The 19749-nt window shown below is 58.4% G+C and carries 29 protein-coding genes; 4 read left to right on the plus strand and 25 right to left on the minus strand.

The features are described 5' to 3' along the window. Positions 1-19: 19 nt before the first annotated feature. Positions 20-358 carry a YceK/YidQ family lipoprotein gene (locus tag AC07S6_RS04425; RefSeq protein ID WP_236264694.1) on the plus strand — a complete coding sequence of 113 codons (339 nt, stop codon included), beginning with the start codon at positions 20-22 and terminating at the stop codon, positions 356-358. A gap of 48 nt (positions 359-406) precedes the next feature. Here AC07S6_RS04425 and AC07S6_RS04430 read toward each other — a convergent pair whose 3' ends face one another. From AC07S6_RS04430 to AC07S6_RS04440, 3 genes are all read right to left on the minus strand, one after another. Further along, positions 407-1000, minus strand: a complete 594-nt coding sequence (locus tag AC07S6_RS04430; protein WP_236264695.1) for a tail assembly protein — start codon at positions 998-1000, stop codon at positions 407-409. A 55-nt stretch (positions 1001-1055) separates the two neighbouring features. Further along, positions 1056-1478, minus strand: a complete 423-nt coding sequence (locus AC07S6_RS04435) for a hypothetical protein (RefSeq protein WP_125970248.1) — start codon at positions 1476-1478, stop codon at positions 1056-1058. An 89-nt stretch (positions 1479-1567) separates the two neighbouring features. Then, on the minus strand, positions 1568-1972 hold the full coding sequence (locus tag AC07S6_RS04440) for a GNAT family N-acetyltransferase (protein ID WP_495111806.1): 405 nt from the start codon (positions 1970-1972) through the stop codon (positions 1568-1570). Between the two features lie 157 nt (positions 1973-2129). Here AC07S6_RS04440 and AC07S6_RS04445 point away from each other — a divergent pair, with 157 nt between their 5' ends. After that, on the plus strand, positions 2130-2360 hold the full coding sequence (locus AC07S6_RS04445; RefSeq protein WP_236264697.1) for a hypothetical protein: 231 nt from the start codon (positions 2130-2132) through the stop codon (positions 2358-2360). On the opposite strand, the gene AC07S6_RS04450 is transcribed toward AC07S6_RS04445, so the two are convergent. Next, positions 2353-2607 (minus strand): hypothetical protein, encoded by a 255-nt coding sequence (locus tag AC07S6_RS04450; protein WP_236264698.1) that lies wholly within the window; start codon positions 2605-2607, stop codon positions 2353-2355. The genes AC07S6_RS04445 and AC07S6_RS04450 overlap by 8 nt on opposite strands. A 71-nt stretch (positions 2608-2678) precedes the next feature. Here AC07S6_RS04450 and AC07S6_RS04455 point away from each other — a divergent pair, with 71 nt between their 5' ends. Continuing rightward, positions 2679-3065, plus strand: coding sequence for an Imm41 family immunity protein (locus tag AC07S6_RS04455; protein WP_236264699.1), 387 nt, complete (start codon positions 2679-2681; stop codon positions 3063-3065). Here AC07S6_RS04455 and AC07S6_RS04460 read toward each other — a convergent pair. From AC07S6_RS04460 to AC07S6_RS04510, 11 genes are all read right to left on the minus strand, one after another. Beyond that, positions 3052-3852: a C40 family peptidase gene (locus tag AC07S6_RS04460; protein ID WP_236264700.1), complete on the minus strand. Its 801-nt coding sequence runs from the start codon at positions 3850-3852 to the stop codon at positions 3052-3054. The two genes, AC07S6_RS04455 and AC07S6_RS04460, sit on opposite strands and share 14 nt — an antisense overlap. Positions 3853-3854: 2 nt before the next feature. Beyond that, on the minus strand, positions 3855-4607 hold the full coding sequence (locus AC07S6_RS04465) for a phage minor tail protein L (RefSeq protein WP_236264701.1): 753 nt from the start codon (positions 4605-4607) through the stop codon (positions 3855-3857). Positions 4608-4616: 9 nt separating this feature from the next. Next, positions 4617-4955 carry a phage tail protein gene (locus AC07S6_RS04470; RefSeq protein ID WP_236264702.1) on the minus strand — a complete coding sequence of 113 codons (339 nt, stop codon included), beginning with the start codon at positions 4953-4955 and terminating at the stop codon, positions 4617-4619. Then, entirely contained in the window at positions 4955-8014 is a 3060-nt protein-coding gene (locus tag AC07S6_RS04475; protein WP_236304301.1) for a phage tail tape measure protein, read from the minus strand. The genes AC07S6_RS04470 and AC07S6_RS04475 overlap by 1 nt, the downstream gene beginning before the upstream one ends. Before the next feature lie 27 nt (positions 8015-8041). Further along, positions 8042-8362, minus strand: a complete 321-nt coding sequence (locus tag AC07S6_RS04480) for a DUF1799 domain-containing protein (RefSeq protein ID WP_419789567.1) — start codon at positions 8360-8362, stop codon at positions 8042-8044. Then, entirely contained in the window at positions 8362-8742 is a 381-nt protein-coding gene (locus AC07S6_RS04485) for a phage tail assembly chaperone (RefSeq protein ID WP_072433992.1), read from the minus strand. The genes AC07S6_RS04480 and AC07S6_RS04485 overlap by 1 nt, the downstream gene beginning before the upstream one ends. A gap of 2 nt (positions 8743-8744) precedes the next feature. Beyond that, the gene (locus AC07S6_RS04490; protein ID WP_495111807.1) at positions 8745-9416 is read right to left on the minus strand and encodes a phage tail protein; all 672 of its coding nucleotides are present in this window, start codon (positions 9414-9416) and stop codon (positions 8745-8747) included. Positions 9417-9483: 67 nt separating this feature from the next. Then, complete coding sequence (locus tag AC07S6_RS04495; protein ID WP_169918323.1) at positions 9484-9903, minus strand: phage tail terminator-like protein; 420 nt, start codon at positions 9901-9903, stop codon at positions 9484-9486. Beyond that, entirely contained in the window at positions 9903-10097 is a 195-nt protein-coding gene (locus tag AC07S6_RS04500) for a hypothetical protein (RefSeq protein ID WP_169918322.1), read from the minus strand. Before AC07S6_RS04500 ends, AC07S6_RS04495 begins: the two co-directional genes overlap by 1 nt. Continuing rightward, entirely contained in the window at positions 10094-10690 is a 597-nt protein-coding gene (locus AC07S6_RS04505; RefSeq protein ID WP_060765021.1) for a hypothetical protein, read from the minus strand. The genes AC07S6_RS04500 and AC07S6_RS04505 overlap by 4 nt, the downstream gene beginning before the upstream one ends. Beyond that, positions 10687-11055 (minus strand): hypothetical protein, encoded by a 369-nt coding sequence (locus tag AC07S6_RS04510; protein WP_495111808.1) that lies wholly within the window; start codon positions 11053-11055, stop codon positions 10687-10689. The genes AC07S6_RS04505 and AC07S6_RS04510 overlap by 4 nt, the downstream gene beginning before the upstream one ends. A gap of 31 nt (positions 11056-11086) precedes the next feature. Between AC07S6_RS04510 and AC07S6_RS04515 the strand changes: the two genes are divergently transcribed. Further along, positions 11087-11389, plus strand: coding sequence for a hypothetical protein (locus AC07S6_RS04515; protein ID WP_060765023.1), 303 nt, complete (start codon positions 11087-11089; stop codon positions 11387-11389). Here the strand turns inward: AC07S6_RS04515 and AC07S6_RS04520 are convergent. The 10 genes from AC07S6_RS04520 to AC07S6_RS04565 form a co-directional block, all read right to left on the minus strand. Continuing rightward, positions 11386-11889 (minus strand): DnaT-like ssDNA-binding protein, encoded by a 504-nt coding sequence (locus tag AC07S6_RS04520; RefSeq protein WP_169918321.1) that lies wholly within the window; start codon positions 11887-11889, stop codon positions 11386-11388. The two genes, AC07S6_RS04515 and AC07S6_RS04520, sit on opposite strands and share 4 nt — an antisense overlap. A gap of 58 nt (positions 11890-11947) precedes the next feature. Beyond that, positions 11948-12535, minus strand: a complete 588-nt coding sequence (locus AC07S6_RS04525; RefSeq protein WP_169918320.1) for a hypothetical protein — start codon at positions 12533-12535, stop codon at positions 11948-11950. A 45-nt stretch (positions 12536-12580) separates the two neighbouring features. Beyond that, entirely contained in the window at positions 12581-13543 is a 963-nt protein-coding gene (locus tag AC07S6_RS04530) for a major capsid protein (RefSeq protein WP_169918319.1), read from the minus strand. 11 nt (positions 13544-13554) lie between these two features. Then, entirely contained in the window at positions 13555-14283 is a 729-nt protein-coding gene (locus AC07S6_RS04535; RefSeq protein WP_169918318.1) for a hypothetical protein, read from the minus strand. An 85-nt stretch (positions 14284-14368) separates the two neighbouring features. Next, a complete protein-coding gene (locus AC07S6_RS04540) occupies positions 14369-14818 on the minus strand; it encodes a hypothetical protein (RefSeq protein WP_169918317.1) in 450 nt (149 codons plus the stop codon). Between the two features lie 39 nt (positions 14819-14857). Next, on the minus strand, positions 14858-15943 hold the full coding sequence (locus tag AC07S6_RS04545; protein ID WP_495111809.1) for a minor capsid protein: 1086 nt from the start codon (positions 15941-15943) through the stop codon (positions 14858-14860). Then, on the minus strand, positions 15918-17336 hold the full coding sequence (locus AC07S6_RS04550; RefSeq protein WP_236304300.1) for a DUF4055 domain-containing protein: 1419 nt from the start codon (positions 17334-17336) through the stop codon (positions 15918-15920). Before AC07S6_RS04550 ends, AC07S6_RS04545 begins: the two co-directional genes overlap by 26 nt. Beyond that, positions 17333-18634 carry a terminase large subunit domain-containing protein gene (locus tag AC07S6_RS04555; protein ID WP_495111810.1) on the minus strand — a complete coding sequence of 434 codons (1302 nt, stop codon included), beginning with the start codon at positions 18632-18634 and terminating at the stop codon, positions 17333-17335. Before AC07S6_RS04555 ends, AC07S6_RS04550 begins: the two co-directional genes overlap by 4 nt. Beyond that, positions 18621-19082, minus strand: coding sequence for a DUF2280 domain-containing protein (locus tag AC07S6_RS04560; RefSeq protein ID WP_236265107.1), 462 nt, complete (start codon positions 19080-19082; stop codon positions 18621-18623). The genes AC07S6_RS04555 and AC07S6_RS04560 overlap by 14 nt, the downstream gene beginning before the upstream one ends. Positions 19083-19113: 31 nt before the next feature. After that, a complete protein-coding gene (locus tag AC07S6_RS04565; RefSeq protein ID WP_236265106.1) occupies positions 19114-19737 on the minus strand; it encodes a putative metallopeptidase in 624 nt (207 codons plus the stop codon). Positions 19738-19749 lie beyond the last annotated feature (12 nt).

Genomic DNA, 19749 nt, shown 5'->3' on the forward strand with positions numbered 1-19749 from the left:
CTGGCAAGGAGCCAATGTGATGAAGCTCAAAAACGCTTTGGTGCTTGTAGCGGCGATATCAGCTACAGGCTGTGGAACTGTCAACACCACTTTCCGAGACGACACCGTCGCGAGCAATAAGCTGGCTCGTTGGAGTTCGAACTGCGATTCCGTACCGAGAATCTACAGCGGTGCCGTTTTTGATTACTGCACACTCGATGCAGCGCCGCGTCAGAGCACCGGGTTTGACGGATACCCATCTGCGTCATTAATTTTGCTAGATATGGGGCTGTCTGGAATTGCAGACACCCTCATTTTGCCCTACACAATTTATCTACAGAGCAAGCACGGAGACATAGAAAAGGGGCGATTCGAATAGTTGCACACGCTCTAACTTCCGGTGACCAGTAGCTTGCTCCGGCCATTGCTACATCTGGTCCTCGGCGTAAATGGCAGCGCCAATGATCGCCCCGCCGACACGGCGCTTGCCGTAGCAGAGCGGTACCGGGTTGCCCGATGCCGTGGTGTTCTTGGCGCTGCCGAACGCATAGCCGGGTGTATTCTCGGGCGCGGCACTGGTCTTGAGGCCGCCAGCCTGGGGGCTGAGCATTTGGATAACGCCGCCGGCGACAAGGCCGATGCCCGCACCTATGAGCGGGGTACCGAAAGGCGTTGCAGAGAAAATAACACCCACAACAATCAAGATCGCGCCGACGATGGTTTGAAGAATACCGCCGCGCTTGCTGCCTACGACCACGGGCGCAATGCGGATATCTCCGGCACCGGTGTAACTCAGCTCCTTCTCCCCGATATTGCGCTTATCGCGAAACACCGCGAACTCAAGACCGCGCGACTTGGCATTCGAAAGAAACCGCTCGAATCCAGGGATCTGCACGCATAGTGCTTTGATCGCCTCAGCCGGCGATTTGACCGCAAGCTTGAAGGACTTTCCAAACTGTCGGAGCTGCCCGTGAAGTCGAACTGTCGTCATGGGTTGGTAGTTGATCGCTGATGCCTGCATCACTTTCTCCGGGCAATAAAAAACCGCCCGGAGGCGGTTTCAAGGTTTTCTTGATTCAGTTGTAATCGACATAAGGCCCTATGTAGAACCCAGCCATGTCGCCGCTGATACGGTACAGGCTTTCCTTGCCTGGCTGCACCGTTGCTGCAATGGTTCGAATTGCAGCGCCCCCGCACAAGCCAGAGCCAGCTAGGCCTGCACCGAGATTGGGCGAGCCCGGCGGAAGGTAGAATGTGGCACGCTGACCAGTTCCGATCTTTGCAGCCCTGCGGCCGTCGACATAAACGACGATGTCGCAGCCAGAACCCACCGCGCCAGAGTCGCGCACCACAATGATTTTTCCGCTCTCGCCAGCTGGTTTAGTCTGGAAGGCATAGACCTCGTCCGACGGGACCGGCTTCGCATCCCGCACCGAAATCGCCGATGAAGCGCATCCCGCCAGCATCGCCACCGCTACCGCCGCTATCAAAATCCGCATGTCGTTCCCTCTTTGGTTTGGCGGGACTGTAGCACTGAGGAGTAGGATGCAAAAAGCCCAGCGCGGGGCTGGGCTTCCTAAGTGAAACATTAAATGGCGTATGTAAAGTTCTTTCCACCAAAGTGGGCTGTCTCTGGGAAGCCGGCAAATACCTTCTTCCAGAAAGCTTCGGCCCCTGGTAGCACCTCAATGCTCACGTCTCGGATCCCGTCCTCCCGCAACATCCCGATCAGCTGCTGCATAGCGGAGAAGCCTACCCCGATTCCGCGAAATGGGTCGAAGACAACTAGTGGGAAGATTTCATTGCCGCCAGCTCTGAACGTGCAGAAACCGGCATATTTGCCACCATGCAAGATCGCAAGCACAGTTTCGCCCAGAACTTCAGATCCATTGCGCACCGCCCGAATACTGTTATTGGTGTCTTGCTCTAACAGATTTTGAAGCCTCGCAATTTCAATCTCCGTGGCAACCCGCAGCAAAGTTCCGCTGACCATTTCAGTGCTCCTAGCAAAAGATGGCACTTTAGCACTATACAGCAGAGCGATGGAAAGCCCCCTGTCCACCCATCCAGCCTGGACGCAAACCCAGTAACGGGATTGGATTCAGCCGTAGTAGCTTTGCGCCTTCATATACAGCAGCCAGGGATAGGGCATGTCAATCAGAAGCCTCGCAAAGAATCTACCTGCAGACCCAGACATGCCTGGGTGGGTACTGGGATGGGCAGTGGGCCGTAATGATCCATGGAGCTTTATTGACATCTACGCCGACAAGCATGTCGCGGAGATAGAGGCCGAGCGCCTGGGTAATGGCCACACTGTGAGGTATGGGTCGCACAGGCTCGGAACCGATGAGTTCATGGGCGGCGGCGAAGAGCCTAGATAGCGGCTGCCTGCGCCAAGCCAAAATCAATTCTACCCGGACCAGATACAAGCGCAGCCTGAAGCCCTGACTTGCCATGGTAGCTGCGGCTGTAGCCGCCTTTGCTCTGGCACTTGCCGGAAAATTTCACGCGATCCATCTCGACACCGCCATCAAGAATGGCGACTTCGGCTTCAGCGCCGCAGATACCGCCACCGGTGATGGTGAAGAGGTCATGAATGGTCAGCATGTAGCGGTGTATGATTTGCATGTGGCCCTCCGAGCTTAGATCATCGTCGTGGATAAAGAACTGTCTGCCACGCAGACATAAGGAACCTCGTGATGGACCCTCGATTTGTAGTTCAAAGAAACTTCCCGCGGTGCGATGACTACGACGAAAACTCATTCAATGGCCAGCTACACGAGCACGCGCTCTGGGCACAAGATGAATACTGGCTCTTAGAGTGGGCTCTCTACCAATTGGCCAAGGAAGAGGAAATCGACCCTCAGCTCTACTGGCAGGTGTTTCGCATCTTCAGCCACTGTTTCCTTTCATTTGGCTGCCACCTCGATCGGAATGACGGCTACAAAATACGTAACCTCAAGAGAGCACAGCTATACGACTGTCGGGAGAGATTCCAGGTGGTATTTGAGGGTTTTTTCTCCAGAAATATGCCTGAGCAAAACATCTTTGAAGAAGAGAACCCACTGCTGCTCACCGTCCATTAACTTGCTGAAGTACCTCCTTCACATCAGATGATGCACGCCTGTCTTTGTGCCTGAGGATCAGGCGTGTTCGGTCATGCCATGGTCCGCCGTAGACGATGATCTCGGACGGCCTGCCGTACAGGTGGTGCAGCAAGAAGGGGCCAGGCCCGAAGGCGCCCGACTCTTCCTCTGGTAACGCCGGATCGGTACCCAGGTAAATCCCGGCATGGTTCGGGTGAGCCGTGCGCCCGACCTGCATAACGATCATGTCGCCGCGCTGAGGGGTGTCGACCCGCTCGAAGCCAGCGGCGGCGTAGTTCGCCTCGTACAGACTGGTGCTTTCTGCGCTCTCCCACCAGCCATCAGTGCGCTTGAAGGCTTCAAATTCCAAACCCCATTCGCGCTGGTACCAATCGGCGCAGACCTGCCAGCAGTCCCAGGCGCCGTGCACGAACGGACGCTTGAGCAACGACGTGCTGCCCGTTGGCATGATCGTGCGCATGTCGCTCTCGGGCCACGACAAAATGTGCCAGGGCAAGGCCGTGGCCTCGCACATGGCCAGGTCATGCGGTGACGGCCTGCTGGTAGCGTCCGGGTGCGAGTGAACGATGCCGATCACTTCACCTAGGTCTTCCGCAGCGGCGTAGTCCTCGGGATCCAGCCGGAACTCTTCGTTCGGCTCCGTGGCGATGTTCCGGCACGGGAAGTACTTCTGTGCGCGCCCGACGGCCAGCAACAGGCCGCAGCACTCTTTCGGGTACTCGGCCGCCGCGTGCGCCTGGATGGCCGCGATAATGTGCTTGCGCATGGTCAGCTCCGGGCAATGAGGGAGACGGCAGGGAATCCACCGAAGGACAGCTCGTTGTTTTCACCGAAGCGCAACTTGCAGGACGACAGGCAGCCCTTGCACTGATCCTTGGCAGGGTCATCAGTGGGGTTGTCCTCGTCGTCGAACATGGCGGCGCCGGTGTAGCCGCAATCTGGCCCGCGGTACCCGTTGGTCATGGCCCAGTGACAGAACGTTGTCATCTGCCGGCCTGGCAAACCGTGGTTATCGATCTCTCCAGGGGACGACAGCTCCCAAACCACCGCCTCGCCATCCTCACTGGTTTTCTGGTCGATGTACCAGATCTCCAACGCCTCCTGGGTCGGGTCGGCAGTTGGGTTGCCCTCGGGGAAATTGGCGGCGTCCAGGTACTGCGCCAGCGTCTCACGGACAGTCAGCTTGAACTTGAGCATGTCCTCGAAGGCCAAGCATAACGCTGTGACGCGACCGTTGACGTTGCCTGCGGCAAAGGTTGGCCGAGAGGCGGTGCCGTCGCTGCTCGAGGAAATACCCTCAATCTGCACCGGCCAAGCTGCGTATTCCTGGCCCTGCCAGATAATCGACTTGGCGGGCAGATCCTCTTCCGATCCCTCATAGGCCAGCAATTCTTCTGGCGTGTGCGGGATCGCGTGACCGTGGAAGCGCAGGTAATCTGCACCGTATTCGGTCCCGTCAATTTCGAACAGGCGAATCTCGCCGCCGGGCTCCAGTTTCTGGATGTCCGCGATCAATGCCATGGGTAGGTCTCAGGGATGAAAGGTTTGTTCGAAGGTGGCGGTGATGGCGTAGACCTGGCCGCCGCGGTGCACCGGCTTATAGCCGTTGCACTTGTAGAGCCCAAGCACGCCAAGGGGTGGCGTCCAGAGAAACGCCTTTGCCCCTTTGTGTTTGTCGAGGAACTTCCTGATCTCCAGGATTCGCACTGCCATACCGGTAAACGTCACCGGCCAGGATTCCGACTGATTGTTCAGGCCATCTTCGACCGATTGCTCATAACCATCGCCAAACTTCTTGGAGCGGATGCGCTGGGCAATATCGCCCTCCGCGCCCTTCTCCGTCGCCCAGGTGAATCGTTCGATAGTCATTAGCGCCCCTTGATTGCTTTGTTGATGACGCCGCCCTGGCGCATGTCCTTCGAGCGCAGCTCTTGATACTTCTGCTCTATAAAGGTCGCCAGCTCCTTGCCGAACAGGTCATAGCCAGGTGCGTCTGCACTCGACGAGGCATTGCCGTCGCCATCGATGTGCACTTCAACGTTGATCTGCGTTGAACCGGAACCGCCGCCCCCCATTGCCATTACGCCCAGCTTGCCGCTCGACGTACGGGTCAGAGGCATGATTGCCTCTTCACCAGCCTCACCCATTACGCCGGTTTTGCCGTTGGCCATGCCGAACGCCGTGGGCTTGCTAACGATGGAGTTGGTGAAGGCGCCGCCGTCGGCGAACATTTGCACGCCGCCAGACCAAGCGCCGCCCATCGCCTGGGGAAAGTACGAGCCCGAGTAGCCGCCAGCCGATGCGCCAAGGTTCGAAGATGCCGCACCAGCGGATCCCGCGGCCAGGCCGTTACCTCCGGCAGCGCTGCCACCAAAGTAGCTGGCCGCCGCTCCCACCAGACTACCCAGCAACGCCGAGCTAGCCTGACGGGTGGCAATGCGCGCCATGTCAGCCAGGATCGATTTAGCAAAGTCCGAGAACGACGCCTTACCGGTCATGGCAAAGTTGACGATGGAGTCTTCCATGGAGCTGAAGGCGCTGCCGAAAAGGCTCTTGGTCTGGCCGGCAATGTCTCTTGCCGAATCCAGGTAGTTTTCCCATGCAGCCGTTGCGCCCTTCGTCCAATCGCCCTGTGCATTCTCCACGTCAGCGTAGTTCTGCCGGATCTGGTCAGTGGCGGCCTTGTTCGCGTCTGCGAGCGCCTGCGACTTCCGTTTGAATTCTTCCTCCGACATGTTTCGCGAGGGGTCGGAGCGCTGGTTTTCCAGCTCAAGCGACTGCTGAGCAAACCGGTCTTGCTGGCTGTTCAGCTGACCGCTCAATGCGTTTTGGCGATCCCCCTGACCCACACCCAACACGGCGCGCTGCCCTGCAAGCTCCAGGGCGCGCTGCTGCTGCCCCAGCGCCTGCACGTAGGTACTGATCGCGCGCTCCTGCTTGGCGAGTCGCCCACTCTCATTGGTCGCCAGCACTTCAAGCTGGCTGTCAGCGTCTTTCTGCGCCTTGACCATACCTGTGCGTGCGTCGGCGATTTTTTGGTCCAACTGGATGCTTTGCGCTGCGGATGTGGTCTTCTTGCCCTTGGCAGCTTCTAACGCGCTGATCTCGGCTTCATAGGCTGCCGTCACCTGGTCACGCTCGTTGCCGATCAGGGCTTGGCGTCGCAGAAGGTAGTCAGCCTCAGATATCAGCCCGGCCTTTTGCGCCGCATCCAGTTCCTTCTGGTAGTTTTTGTAGTCAGCGGCAATAGAAGTCAGATTGTTCTTCGCGTCATTGAAGCCGGTCAGATCTACCTGAGTGCCAGGCGCTTTCGGGTCCTTGAACTGATCATTGATATTCGCCAGGTTCTTGTCGATCGCTGCTTGGTTCAATCGCGGGTCGTTCGGCGCAACTTTTCGGATGTTTTCGAGTTGCCGCTTGTACTCCTTGACCGCCTCCGTGCGCTTTTGCTCATTTGTCCACGCAGACTTGGTCAAGGCGTCAATTTTCGTCATTGACGATACGGCATCACCCTGAGCCTTGGCCTGCTCACCCTCCCACTTGGCGATATCGGCCTGCGCAGCCTTCTCGTCTTCCAACATGTTCAGGCGATTCTGCCGGAACTCGATCAGTGCATCCTTGGACTTCTTGTTCTGGAACAAGCCGTCCATGTTCTGCGCTTCAAGGAGGTCGGCCTTGGCGCTTTCGATATCCGTGTTGATGTCGCGACGACCGATATTTTTGATGCCGTCAGCAGCGCGCGCAACTGCGTTGTACGCCTTCTCCCAAAGGCTTAGGTTCGCCAGAATCTTTGGCGTGCGGTCGTTGATCGCATCGGCATAAGTATCGGTTGCGAGCTTTACCGCGGCGGCGTGATCGCCCTGCTTCTCCAGAGCCACGATTTGCGAGTAAACCGAAGCCGTCAGGTAGTGGTACTGTTCATTTAGCGCGGCGGATGCTTTCACTGGGTCTTCGGCCAGCTTGGAGAACTCGGAAACCGTCTCGCTCACTGCCTTGCCAGTAGCTTCCTGCATCGACACGGCGGCTTGGGTGATCCCGGTGAAACTCTCGCCTGCGATCTTGCCGTTGTCGGCCAGCATCGCCAGCACTGCGGCTGCTTGACCGGTGGTGCCGACCGTTGCGCTTACCTGCCGCGCCATATCGCCTAGTTGCCCAGCGCTGACACCGGCATAGTTACCAGTGAGAATTAGCGACTTGTTGTAGCTGTCCTGCTCTTCACTGCCTTTGTGATACGCGTAGGCAAGGCCGCCTACAGCAGCAGTGGCGAGGGCCAAAGGTGCCAGGATAGCGAGAAGCCCAGCAGCACCTGCCCCAGCACCGGCGCCCAATTGAGCCACGGCACGCACGCCGCTGCCCCAGTCACCCGACGATAGCGCGTTACCAAGCTGAACAACGTTTTCCTGAGCCTGCCGGGTACCGAGGCGCAGCTTGTCGAAACCGGTGGAGGTCTTTTCGAGCTTGGCGTAATCCTTGTCGATCTTGCTCAGGGCAGTGTTGTACTGGTCCTGGCTGATACGGCCGGCATCCAGGTGTTTGCCAAGCTGCTCGACCTGCGTATCCAGCTTGGCGAGGGCAGCGCGAGCTGGGTCGATGGCGCCCAGCAGGCTGTTCAGGGCCTTCTGTTCGTCGAGGGCAGACTTGGCCAGGGCGATCTGCTGCTTGTCTAACTGAGCGGAGATCTTCGCCGCCTCGGCCTCGCCATAGGCGCCGGTCTTGGTCAGCTTGGCGAGAGCGTCACGCTGCTTTGCCAGATCCTGGGTGGTCTTGGCGCTGGTGGAAAGCGATTTCTCCAGCGCCTGCATTTCGTTCATCAGCGAAACAGCGGACTGCTCGGCCCGGCCGCCAGCCTTCGCCATTTCATCCAGGCTCGTTTTCGCCTGGATTGCATCGGCCGAGTCGATCTTGACGCCGAGTTCTGCAATGTTCATCGACTCACCTTGAATAAGTGCCCGTGGTTACGGGCTGTTTTCCCTTTCCTCCGCCATAACGCGCAGGGCTTCGCCTTCCAGCACCTGAAGGTCAGGGAAGATGTCAACGAGTTTCTTTTTTTTGATGCCGAGAAATCCGGCTACGTCGCGGATGCAGTTGTAGTCGAGGCCAATTGCGCCGCCGGCGCCTGCACGCCACTGGGTGGACATCCGATCGAACAAGAGGAAGGCTGGCCAAAGGCACGGCCAAACATCGAACTCTTCTTCCATGTCCTCTGCGTCCCAGCCGAAAGCAGCGATCTGCTCGGCATCCGGCGGGGACTCATACAGGGCGCGGGCGGCGCGTATTAGTTTCCCGTGCGGGCCTTGGAGTAAGCATCCTGATAGGCGTCTACGACTGCCTCGGTTGTGCCCTGACAGGAAGTCACCAGCGCCTTGATGCTCTCGTCGTCAAATTTGTCGTCGAACTCCCAAGCCACAACCAAATCCTTGATTTGCTGAATCTGGTTTTCGGTGTCAACGGCAACGATTTCGGACACGGAGGGCTTTTCGCCGAACTTATCGAGGCCGTCCTTGCGCCGCTGGTTCCACTCATCAAACAACGTTGCAAGCTCGATCCGGTTTCGGTATTTGAAGGTGAACCCGACCTTCACCGGATCCTGGCCGACTACCGGGACCATCACGGCCCCCAGGAACGTCGGTGATTGGGCAATCTTGAACTTCGCCATGATTAAGCCCCGCCGCCAGCGACAACAGGCGCGCGATACGCGGTGATCTCGGCGTTGATAGTGAAGCCGAACGCAACTGCAGCACCTTCGTTACGCACCAGGGTCGGGCTTTTGTTGAAGGAAGCGTAACCGGCGTAGTAGATCGTCTTGCCGTTGGGCAGCGACATACGCAGGATGCGTACTTCCTTCTCGCGGTCAGCCTTATCGAGCTCTTCGTACCAAGCCAGGCTGTCATCATCGGCCAGCTGGAAGGCAAAAGCCTGCGCGTTCTTGGTGGTTGGAATCTGCTTGTCGCGGCGCGCTTCGAGTGGCGCGTACGTCCAGTACTGCTGCTCACCGCCAGACATCGAGTTGCCGATAACCTGACTCACCGCAACCCAGCCGGTGACCTTTTTGGCCGTACCTGCACTGATGCCGTCGGGAAAGAACGAGGTATTCGAGGTGTCGATACCTTCCAGGGTGAAGGCGCCGGCAGCAGCAGCGGCAACACGCACGGCCCGCTCGTTGATGTCCTCCCATCCGGAGGTGATAAGCAGGATGTCACCATTGGCGAAGCCGTTGGCGAGTGCGGTAGCCACACCTGGGTTTGCGTTTGTGATGCTCGCAATCACCTTCGCAGCGGCAAAGCCGGTGGAGAGCGCCAGTGTTGCCCCGTTGGGGAAATAGACAGACATGGGTTTTCCTCTTTGCAGAAATGACAAAACCCGCTCATGGCGGGTCAGGAGTTGCCCAACGGGCGAGTTACGGGGTGGTATCGGAGCGGTAGGTAAACGAGAGCGGCACGGTGTAGCTTGAGTCGCCGGTAATGCCAGGCCCGACGTCTACGGGCGTCATGGGCGTCACTACGAAACCGTTCTTTACTTCTCGCACGTACAGCGGGAATAGCGCGATGATCTCGGCGGCAAGTGGGTTTGTCTTCGCTTTGCCGGTGCCGGCCGGCGCGATGATGCTGACCTGAAATACGCCGGTATAAAGCCGGTGATCACCGCCGAGCGTGTTGCTCGCGGTGTCGCCTGGGATCGTGAATGCCCGCAGGTAGGTTTCACCCGCCGCCGGCGCGTAAGCAGTGTTCTCGAACACGATCTTCAGCTTCTCCGGCCTGGCAGCGTTCCAGGCGATGAGCTTGGCCTCGTAGATCGAGGCGATGATTGCGTGTGACATCAGGCCACCTCGTACACAAGCGCGGGCGATACGCCATGTAGGCTTTGATGTCGACCACAAAGCCCACACTGATGCAGGTACTGCGCAGGAAACGACAGCAGTACCGGGGCGTTTTCGACTTGCATCAGCCTTCCGCCGCACTCGCAAAGGGTGTAACGCATCACCGGGCGAACCGGCACGCCTTCGAACTTCATACCTGGTTGTTCCTGATGGCCTCCAGCACGATCTGCTGGAAGCGAGCCACGGTTACCCGGACCATGCCGCCGGGGGCCTGGGTGGAATGGCCGAACTCCAGCGGGATCGCGTAGGGCAAATTGTTGATGATGTAGGCCATCTGGCCGGCAGTGAAGTCGCTCATTGCCGCGACCAGAGCAGCAGTGGTTTCGGCGCCACTTGGGTCTACCTCGTCGTAGGTGACGCTCTCGACCACGCCCAGCGAGATGTGCCAGTTCGCTCGGAACCGGCCACCGACATAGCCTTCAGGCGCCTTGATGTCCATGCCATCGTTGAGCTTGCGACCCTTCTTGAGCCTGCCGCCCTTCGTGAGGTTGGCCGGGTCGCTGCGCACCGCGCTGTTGTGATCGTCAACGGCCTTGTTGTACTCGGTCGCTACTGCGTTCTGCGCCCAAATCTCCGGGTTACCTACCGGAGACATACGGATCAGACTGCTGCCGACCTCGATGATGATCTCGCGCACACTGGCATCAATGGCTTCCCCCGTCTGAGTAGCGAACTCGGCCAGGCTCAGGGCGAAGCTGCCGGATTGTCCGACGCCTGCCCGGCTCATGACCGCACCTGCAGTTCATACAGGATCGGCGTACCGGCAGGGTTGACCTCATTCTGCGGCGGCACGATTGACCAGATACGGCCCTGAGCTACCACCTTGTCGAGCAGACCCGGTACCCAGGCCAATCCTTGCGCGGCGATCTTGAGTTTCTTGTCGCCCTGCCTGATGAGGCTGTTATTCTGGAATTCGATGCCGGTGAAGTCGAGCAGGATGCCCTGAGCGATCTGTTCGATAGTAGCCCCCGGCGCCTCGCCGCCCGTCTCCGGGTCGTACTCGCCAGACTCTATCTTGCTGATGGTCACGGGCTGGCCGAACTCTGTGATCATCTCCAGAGCCATCACGGCCATTTCGTCATAAAATGCCATGATCCACCTGCCTAGAATTGAAATTAGAAAGATGCATACCGAACTGTTAGATGCCGCTCACAAGCTTAAGCAGGCCGTGCAAAGCAGCTGTGGCAATGTTAATGCCAAAAAAGTTACAGCCGCCCATGCGCTAGCTAAAGCGCTTTCCGAGCAGCATCCTGTAATCGCCGGCCTCGCCGCTCAAATCATGGACGATTGCTTCCCCAGGGATAGAAATCCCAACGTAAATCTGGAGAAGCTGGATTCTGTTACGCAGGCACTCTGCTTTAAGGACGGAGGTCGCGCCTTGTCTTGGTATACCGGCGAGAAACTTAGTGACGACATAGGGCTTTAGGCTCTAACTGCAAAAAGGCCCCGCTTGGTTAGATAATCAGCAAACTGCGTTGCACTCGGCCGGTCCGGCGCCGCCGGCAGAAGTCGGTTGCTGGTATTGGATATGGTCGCGTACTCCCGAGTTACCGCACCCTCGACGCGCTCCAGCGTCACAGCACCCTTGCGCCTGTCGATTGGGTCGATGTCGTCCTGGTGGATCTCTGCGGCCAGAGCCATCTGCCCGTACTGGATCCGTGCGGGCAGGTAATTGTTCGGCTTGATCTCCTGATCCAGCAGCACTTCCCGGCGAGGCCAGGACAAGGCCTGCTCGCTGCTCATCTTGCGCCCTTTCCAGGTCATGCCATCCATCGCCAGGGCGGCCCGGCGCAGCAGTGCTTCTTGCTCCGGGACGTCTGCGGGGATGACCGTGCCGAATTTCACGGCATACCGGGCGAGGTCTTCAGCGTTTGCGTAGCTTTCGGCGTCAGGCATGCCGGTGCCGTCCTCAATGATGAGTGTCATGCGTCAACTCGCTGGAATGGTTTGAGATTGGCTACCGCGCAACCGGTAGCCAGCATTATCAGGTCTTGGCCAGCTCAGCGACGAGCTTTTCCAAGGATTCTTTCGAGGCGTTGGCCCGATACTGGACCTTGGCTTCATCGAGCTTTGCTTTCAGCGCAGCGATTTCGCCAACTTCATCAGGCAGTGGCGTGATCGAGGCCTTCTTCAGTGCCTCGATCTCTTCGCGCAGTGTGTCGACAGTCAGGTCCAGGCCGTCACGCTCAGTGGTCAGCTCTCCAACTGAAGCGTGGATGGTGCCCAGCACTTCAAACAAGCGCAATGCCAGTGCACCAGCCTCTGGACGGTGGATTTCGCCAGCTTCCAGGCCGTCGACCAGCAGAACCATGGCGTCACTCTCGCCTTGCAGATCGGCAAGCAGCTTGGACAGTTCAACAGATGCGATCGCCTGTGTGCCGACAAAAACAGGCTCTGGCAACGCTACCACCACATCGACGCCAGCATCTTCGTATGCCGTGACGATTTCGGGATAGTCACCCACCACGGTAACTGCCGTTGCATCGCGCTCAATACTGCGGAACAGGCCCGGGACGCGGTAACGCTTGCCAGGCTCAAAGCCGTCAAGCTGGTTTGTATAAACGAGTTCCATCGGAATCTCCGTAGCGGCTATCGCTAGCCGCTTCCTGGGTGGTTATCAGCCGCCTACTGGTGGCGTGGTGGTGAGATTGATCATCACGCCGGCGGTGACCTTGTTGCTGTCCGAGTGCTTGACCCAGTTCGCAGCGGAGCCGACGGCCGCCAGCGTTGGGTTGGTGCCGCCGGTGGTTTCCTTCCAGCTGTAGCCCAGCACATCGATGTTGACGGTGCCCTCGGCGCGGTAGCCGATTGCCAAGTTTTCCTCGTCGTTCACGTCGTACGAGCGGAAGCCTGGAGCCTGGGACTCGGTGATGACCACGGCATTCGGCAGCAGGCCGAAGATCGCATCCACTGGCGCCTTGTCGGTCACGAGGACCGGCTTGCCCAGGGTGCCAGGCAGGCCGCCGTAGATCACGACACCAGCTTCTTCGTAGACCTTGTTCGCGATCGCTTCATCAACGATGTCGAAGTAGGCAGACGAGTGCATGACCCACAGAGCAATGCGACCAAACTTGTCGCCGAATTTGCGCATGCCACGGGTCAGGGTCTTCTTGCCGTCGGTTTCGATGTTGGCAGACACCACCATTGCGGCGTTTGAACCGATGGCAGCCTTGAGAGCGCCGGTGGCGTACTCGATAAAGCCCTCGATGGTCGCATCAGCTACGTCGGCGCCGATGATCTGGGAGAACTCATCTACTGCACGACCGCGACGCTTGAACGCCTCTTCAGTGGTCTGGTACGGGCCGTATTTCCACGGAGCCTTGACGCCTACAGCTTCGCCGGCGCCGATTTTCTTGGCGGTGACCTTGCCGTCGGAGTTGACATCGCGGTGTTCCAGACCGCCGCCGAGCTTGTAGAAAGCACGCTTGCGAAAGTCGCCTTGGATCAGTTCGTTGTCGAGAACAATTGCGCCGTTGGACGAGGCGTTGAACACGTCCAGGTTGTCCTGGATGCGCTCTAGATATGCGGTTTGCGCCTCATCGTTGTAGATGATCAGATCGCTGTTGACAGTCGTTGGCATGGTTTTTCCCCTTACTTGGGCAATGCGAGATATGCGGTTTGGCCGTGCTTGCGCTGGAAGTCGCGCTTCTGCTCGGAGGTCATTTCGGAGCGCTTGGATGCAGCCTGGCCGCCGCCCCCGCCCGGGGCATGTGTCCCTGAAGCCCTTGGCCACAGGTGGGGTGCGCTTTCGCGGAGAGACTCGGCCCATTCGAGCGGAGTCAGAGGGGTCTTGCCGTCTTTGCCGAGGATGGTTTGGCCATTCTCGTCAACAGCGACCGCTTCGCCCTCTTCGCTCAGTGAGAACACGCCTTTGGCGCGCAAGATGATGTCGTCGGTTGCTTCCGGCAATGCGCCGGCTTTCAGTGCTGCACCGCGCACCGAGTCGCCCAGGACTTTGCCCTGGAACTTGGCGGCGAAGGCTTCAGCCTTTTCAGCGCGACCGGCGAGCGTCTTCAACTGCTTGTCATGCTCGCCACGCAGGCGCTCGGTGCGCTTATTGAACACCTCGTCCACCTTGCCCTCGGTAAGCAGCTTGGTTTCTTCGTCCTGGCCCGCCCGACTGAGCAGGCCTTTGACGGCGTCGATGTCGATGCCGTCAAACTGGGTTTCGAACTGGGTCAGCTTTCCGGAGGTTTCCTTCAGCTTGCCCAGCAGTTCCGAGTTCTTGGTCTTCAAACCGGAAACGGATGCTTCAACGGCAGTCGCGATAGCGGCCTTGATTGCCGGGTTTTCCAGGTCGATTTCGTTTTCTTCTGCCACGTTGATGCACCCCTTGGGTATGTTTCGCCCGCTTTGCAGGCATAAAAAAACCCGCCGAAGCGGGTCACTTAATTGTAAGAATGGGTTAGATATATAGCATGTCAAAATTCGTTCCATGCATATCAGTATAAGGGGGATCAAACGCGCTATCGGAGTTCATATAACTAACGACATCAGTTATCAAATTCTTACTATGCATTGCCCCTTCTCTCACCACTGATGACTCTATAAAATCGACATGAGACCTTGTGAAATCTCCATCTATATTGGCCACAGCCCAATCCATCAAATCCACAACATTTATAGCATTGCGCTGTACAGCCCAAACAAAGGACTCTCTATTGCAGACAAAAGCAAATGCGTCTTGCAAAGCAGCGGCTGGCTGCCATCCATCTAAATAAGAATATCCGATTTCAGTCTTTACCCTACAACCATAGTAACTCTTGCTACCCGGAAAATAGAATTCTAAAAAATATTTTTCAAGATGATGAATCAAATTTGACTTGTTAGTTCCTGCTGGCATTTGACTAAGCATATAATTTCTCGTCTACACTTCCATGCGTGAAATGGAAAGCTACAACGAAGCACGCTCGAACGCCAGTGGCTCCACGCTTTTCATCTGCGTAAGCGTCAACGGAGCAAAATTGCGATCAAGCTGCAGCTCGGCGAAGCGCTCGACGGTCAACCCGCCCTCCCTGAACAGCTTGGCCCGGACTGGACCGATTGCCACGTCCTGGAACGCGGCTGGCTGCTGTTGTAGCCAGTGGTAGTAATCAAGGTCGGCACTCACCTGCTGGCCGCCGTCTGCACCCACCGAGGCCCGCGTAGCGCCCTTTGCGAACATCGCGCTGAGCTTGGTCAGCAAGATGAACGTGGTTCGGCAGTTCGGGTGAAACGGCGGCCTTGGACCGGAGTCCACCGGGAACTTGCGCTTATCCATTGAGCGGCATTGCTGACTGGTCTTGCTGTCCAGCGTGGCAACCATCTGGATTTCTTCGACGATATCCGTGTTGGCCTTGGCCACCTCCATCCGCGCCTGGGACGACACATGCTGAATGGCGGTGTGCACGACTGTGCTGGCATTGCGTTTGGTGGTGGCCAGGATGCCGTCTTTGTACCCTGCCGCCTTGGTGCCGCGAATGTTGCGGATGATCTGGAAGTTAGTCTGCCCTTCAAAGAAGCCTTGCCGGATGGTGCCGGTGACGCGCTCTCGCTCGGCGCCGGTCCAGCCCTTGATGAAGGCTTTCAACAGCTTGCCGCCACCGCTACCGCGCACACTGAGCGGATTCGTCAGCACAGCGGTACGGATTGCGGCAGCTGTTGGCGCGACTACATCCAGCGACACGCGAACCGGTGCCGACCTGGCAAGACTGGTCGCCTCGAACTCGGCCTCGTAATTGGCGATGTCCACCAGGTCGAGGTTCAGCTGCAAGCTGTACCGGTCGAAGATACCCAGCAGCAGGCTATCTACTTCCTTCAGCAACGCCTCCAGGCGTTTGACGTTGTACTCAGTCAGATCCGACTGGGTGAGGCGGTCCCGGATAGAACGGTCAATCTCCTTTAGAAAGGGGGCGAACTTGCCCACCTCCCCAGCCTTGAGCTTTTCGAGAAAGACAGCGTGTCGGATGGTTGCGTCAAGTATTGCTTGGTTCGCCGCCATCTACTGTGTCCTCGTCGTCCAGGCCCAGTCCATCGCCCTGCTCTTCTAGCTCGCCGTCGATCTGTTCGTCAGTTCGCTCTGGCGCGATCAGCCCCAGCTTGCGCAGATACGCCCGAAGATCAGCTTTCGCGAAGCCGCCGTTCTGCCACAAGCCAACCAAGGCCGTGATCATCTGCGGATCAGCAGTGAGCTCGACGAACTCTTGATTGACCTGGTAGGCGACCTTCTTGTCGGCAATACCCATGTACATGCAGCACCATATAATGGCTCGCGTGTAGGCCTCGCTGACGTTGGCAACACAGCCAGCCAGGACTGATGTGGAGGCCGACTGATCACCGCGTGACTCGGTTGCGGTCTTGGTGGCAAGTGACGCCACCACCATCCGCGCACCCAGTTCGATCATCATCTGGTTCTTGTCAGCCATGGCCTCCTTGACCAGCGTATTCGGTGCAGGCTGGGCGTAGCCGAAAGCGCCTCCGACCGGCAACATCATCGGGGCTCTGGAACCGACATAGATGCCGTTCTTCTCCATCCAGTCGCGCCAGGACTCGTCGAGCCCACTGATCCACGGCTGAGCCTGCCCGCACCAGAACACACTGTCTTCATAGTCGGCGCTGTTCCGGAAGTGGCCCAGGTTGATCATGGCGATGTCGTAGAGCGGCGACTCATCAATGCTTGGGTCGTTGTTCTGCGCGCCGACGAATGTGAACGGAATCTCTTTGAGGCGCCCCGTAACGCCTTCCGGCTTGAATTCTTCGATGACAGTCAGCGGCCCACCACCTTTCGGCCCGGACCGGCGCCAGACGCGGCAAACAAAACCGTCGTCCTCCAGCGCCAGCTCCCGGTACTGCTCAGCCGTCTTGTAGCCGAAGCCATCAGGAATCTCCGGCGACTCGCGCAGCACCACCAGGGTCAGCACGCTATGGCCGTTTACCATGCCGGTGCGCCAGTTGATGATGTCTTCAGCGCAGTAGGACAAGATCACCGAATGCCCGCCGATACCATCGTCTTGGTGGTAGTCGACGTAAAGCCCGTGGCGCCCAGCTTCAAGAACCTTCTCCAGCGTTCCTTGGGAGTGCTGGTAAATGCTCACGCCGGAGCCGTTGGCGTTGTCCTGTAGGTATTCCAGCTTCTTCGGCACCGTCAGCGTCGGGTCTTTGTGAAAGGCCAGGCCAAGCAAACCGTTTCGGGTGTGCCCAGTGGCGTTCTTGAACACCGCGCGCTCGCGGTATGCCCGGTTGCGGTCTTCGTTCTCCGGCGACTTGTCGTGCGCGTTGATGTACGGCAGCCGATCCACAACCCGGTGCTGGCCCGCGCAGACGTCGCGAACGGTCGCCCAGCGGTCCAGCACTGCTGTGTATTCCGCCCGCTTGAAGGAGACGTCGTTGCTCATCGGGCGTATCCCATTTTGATAGCGGTGACCGGTTTGATGATCGGGTACTCGCGGTGGATGAAGTAGCCGCCGGCGTCGTTCGCGTGATCGATGCCGGCGGTTTTGTCTGGCTCCCCGTTTGCGCCCCACACCTGCTGCTCTAGGCCATCGGCATAGGTCGGACAGGTGAGCGGGTTGACCAGGTAGCGGCGCTCGCCCTGCGCATTGCAGAAAACGGCATTCATTGCGTTGATTCGGTCCTTCACCGGCGGGTTTGCCGCTGGAGCGATGACCGCGAACCCGGCCTGCTTGAGCATCGCCAGGTCCGTGATGCTTGCGTTCACCGACTTGCGCGAATCACCCGAGGCGTCCGGGTAGATCCTGATTTCGCAGGTCTTCTTGAAGTCGTTGCCGTCGTGCTGCCAGTACCGCTCTTTGATACGACGGATCATGTCGGGCGTGTCGTAGCCGTCGATCAGTTCATCCACCGCCCTGGGCAGCCCTTGGTCACGCTTAACGTGGGTAATCGCCGCCATCTTGCCGACGTTGAAGTCCATCCCGATAAACAGGGGCTCTCCGGGCTGCACGGTATCGAAGCACTGGTTCAGCTTTCGGTCATAGGCCGTGTAGAGGGTGCCGGACGTCAGGTTGACGAACTGGCCCTTCAGGTACGCCAGGATCAACTGAGGCGGATACGACTCCATCAGCGATTCGATGTAGTCGTCCGGCAGGTTCAGCTCGTTGTCGAATGTGCTCGCCTGGACCAGGCCGTACATCTCTTTGAGTGACGGCTTGTCGCGCAACTGCTTCACGAACTGCTGGAAGACGAACTTGAAGCCTTCCGGCGTCGTGGTGACGTCTACCCCGTTCTTCAGCCCGGGTAGGTTGTAGCGCATCCGGGCGATGATCTTGCGCCAGGCTTGCTGCGCCTTGATGGCGGTCAGCACGTCCAGCTCATCCACCAGGGCGTGGCCTATCTTGAAGCCCACGATGGTCTGGGGCTTCTCCATCGACCGGCATATCACAGTGCCGCGGTACTGCCGGCCGCTGTAGATGTGAACCTCATGGTTCGCCTGGTTGATCTTTGTCTTCAGCCCCCAGTCGTAGGCCACCTCATCCATGGTCGGATAGAAGATGTCCCGGATCTGCGGGTAGGTCGGCGCGAAGTACCCAGCGTTGACGCCGGGCCATTCCATGAAGTGCTTGCTCAGTGCCGAGCATCCCACCCAGGTCTTGCCCGAGCCGAACCCGGCAACGAACGCACGGAACTTGTGGGGCAGCGTGAGGAACTGCGCCTGCGGAACGTTAAGGCTCGGCATTCGGCTTCCTCGCATCCACTACGTCGACCTGAATGCGCGTCGGGATTGCCGGCTCATCGCCGGCTTCTTCCTTCCGGGCCCGGTTGACGTAGATGTCACCGGTTTCCTTCGCAGCCTGCTCGAGGATCTGCATGGCCAGGCCGATGTTCTTCATCGTCTCAGCCTTCTCCACGAAACGATTCATGGCGCGGAGGCGGAAGGCGCGGTTGGCAATCGGGATATCTACTGTCTCTTCCCTGAAGCGCTTGCGGCACTCTTCAAAAAACGTCTTCCACTTCTGTCCGAGGTCACGACCGGAATACTTGGTTGGGTCGTATCGCTCACACAGTTGGCGGGACACTTCGATGCCGTATTGCTCCTTGACGGCCTGGCAAACCTGACTGGGAGTATCGAAGCAGGCCAAGGCTTGGACAATAAAGGCCTTCACCTCATCTTTCAGGGCTGCCATAGATTCTTTTTCCGTCAAGGGCTGTCAAGGATTAAGCCAGCTTGAGCAGACAGGTTCCGCAGGCCCTCGCAATGTTCAATTTCCCCACCTCAGCAGGACTGTTTGCAGCATCCACCAACGCTTGCACGTCAGGGCTTGCACCGTAGCGGCGGACGACACCGATGAACTCTTCGACGTCGTGGCCACGCATCTCAAGCTTGGGCGCCCCCTCCTTGTTGAAGGCAGGCTGGCCGTACTTATCGTTGGCGTGTGCGATGTGATAAAGCTCGTGCTCAACCAGTCCGCAGAAGTCGGTGTCGCTGCACTGGGCGCAGTAGTCAGCAGCCAAGGTGATAATGAAGGCCGGCACATCACCGAACCAATCATGCATCTGTTGCTCCATTCGGGCCTTCTGCCAACCACCGGCGCGGAACGCTACCTGCTCGGCCTGGCCCAGGACCGTACGACCCTGCTTGGCGAAGCTCGACGACGCCCACATGACCCGGATGTCTGCATCCAGTAGATGGGCGTGGTCTTCGTTGTGAATAGTGCCGGTGTCAGCGAGGATCTCGGCTTGGAGCCATTCCCACACATCGGGTGCAGGGGTCAGCCGGATGCCGAAGTCGGAGAGGCCGGACAGCTCAAGCAGTGATGCCGGAGGGTATGGCCTATCCATGAATCACCTTAA

The organism is Pseudomonas sp. GW821-FHT07B01, assembly GCF_059419065.1.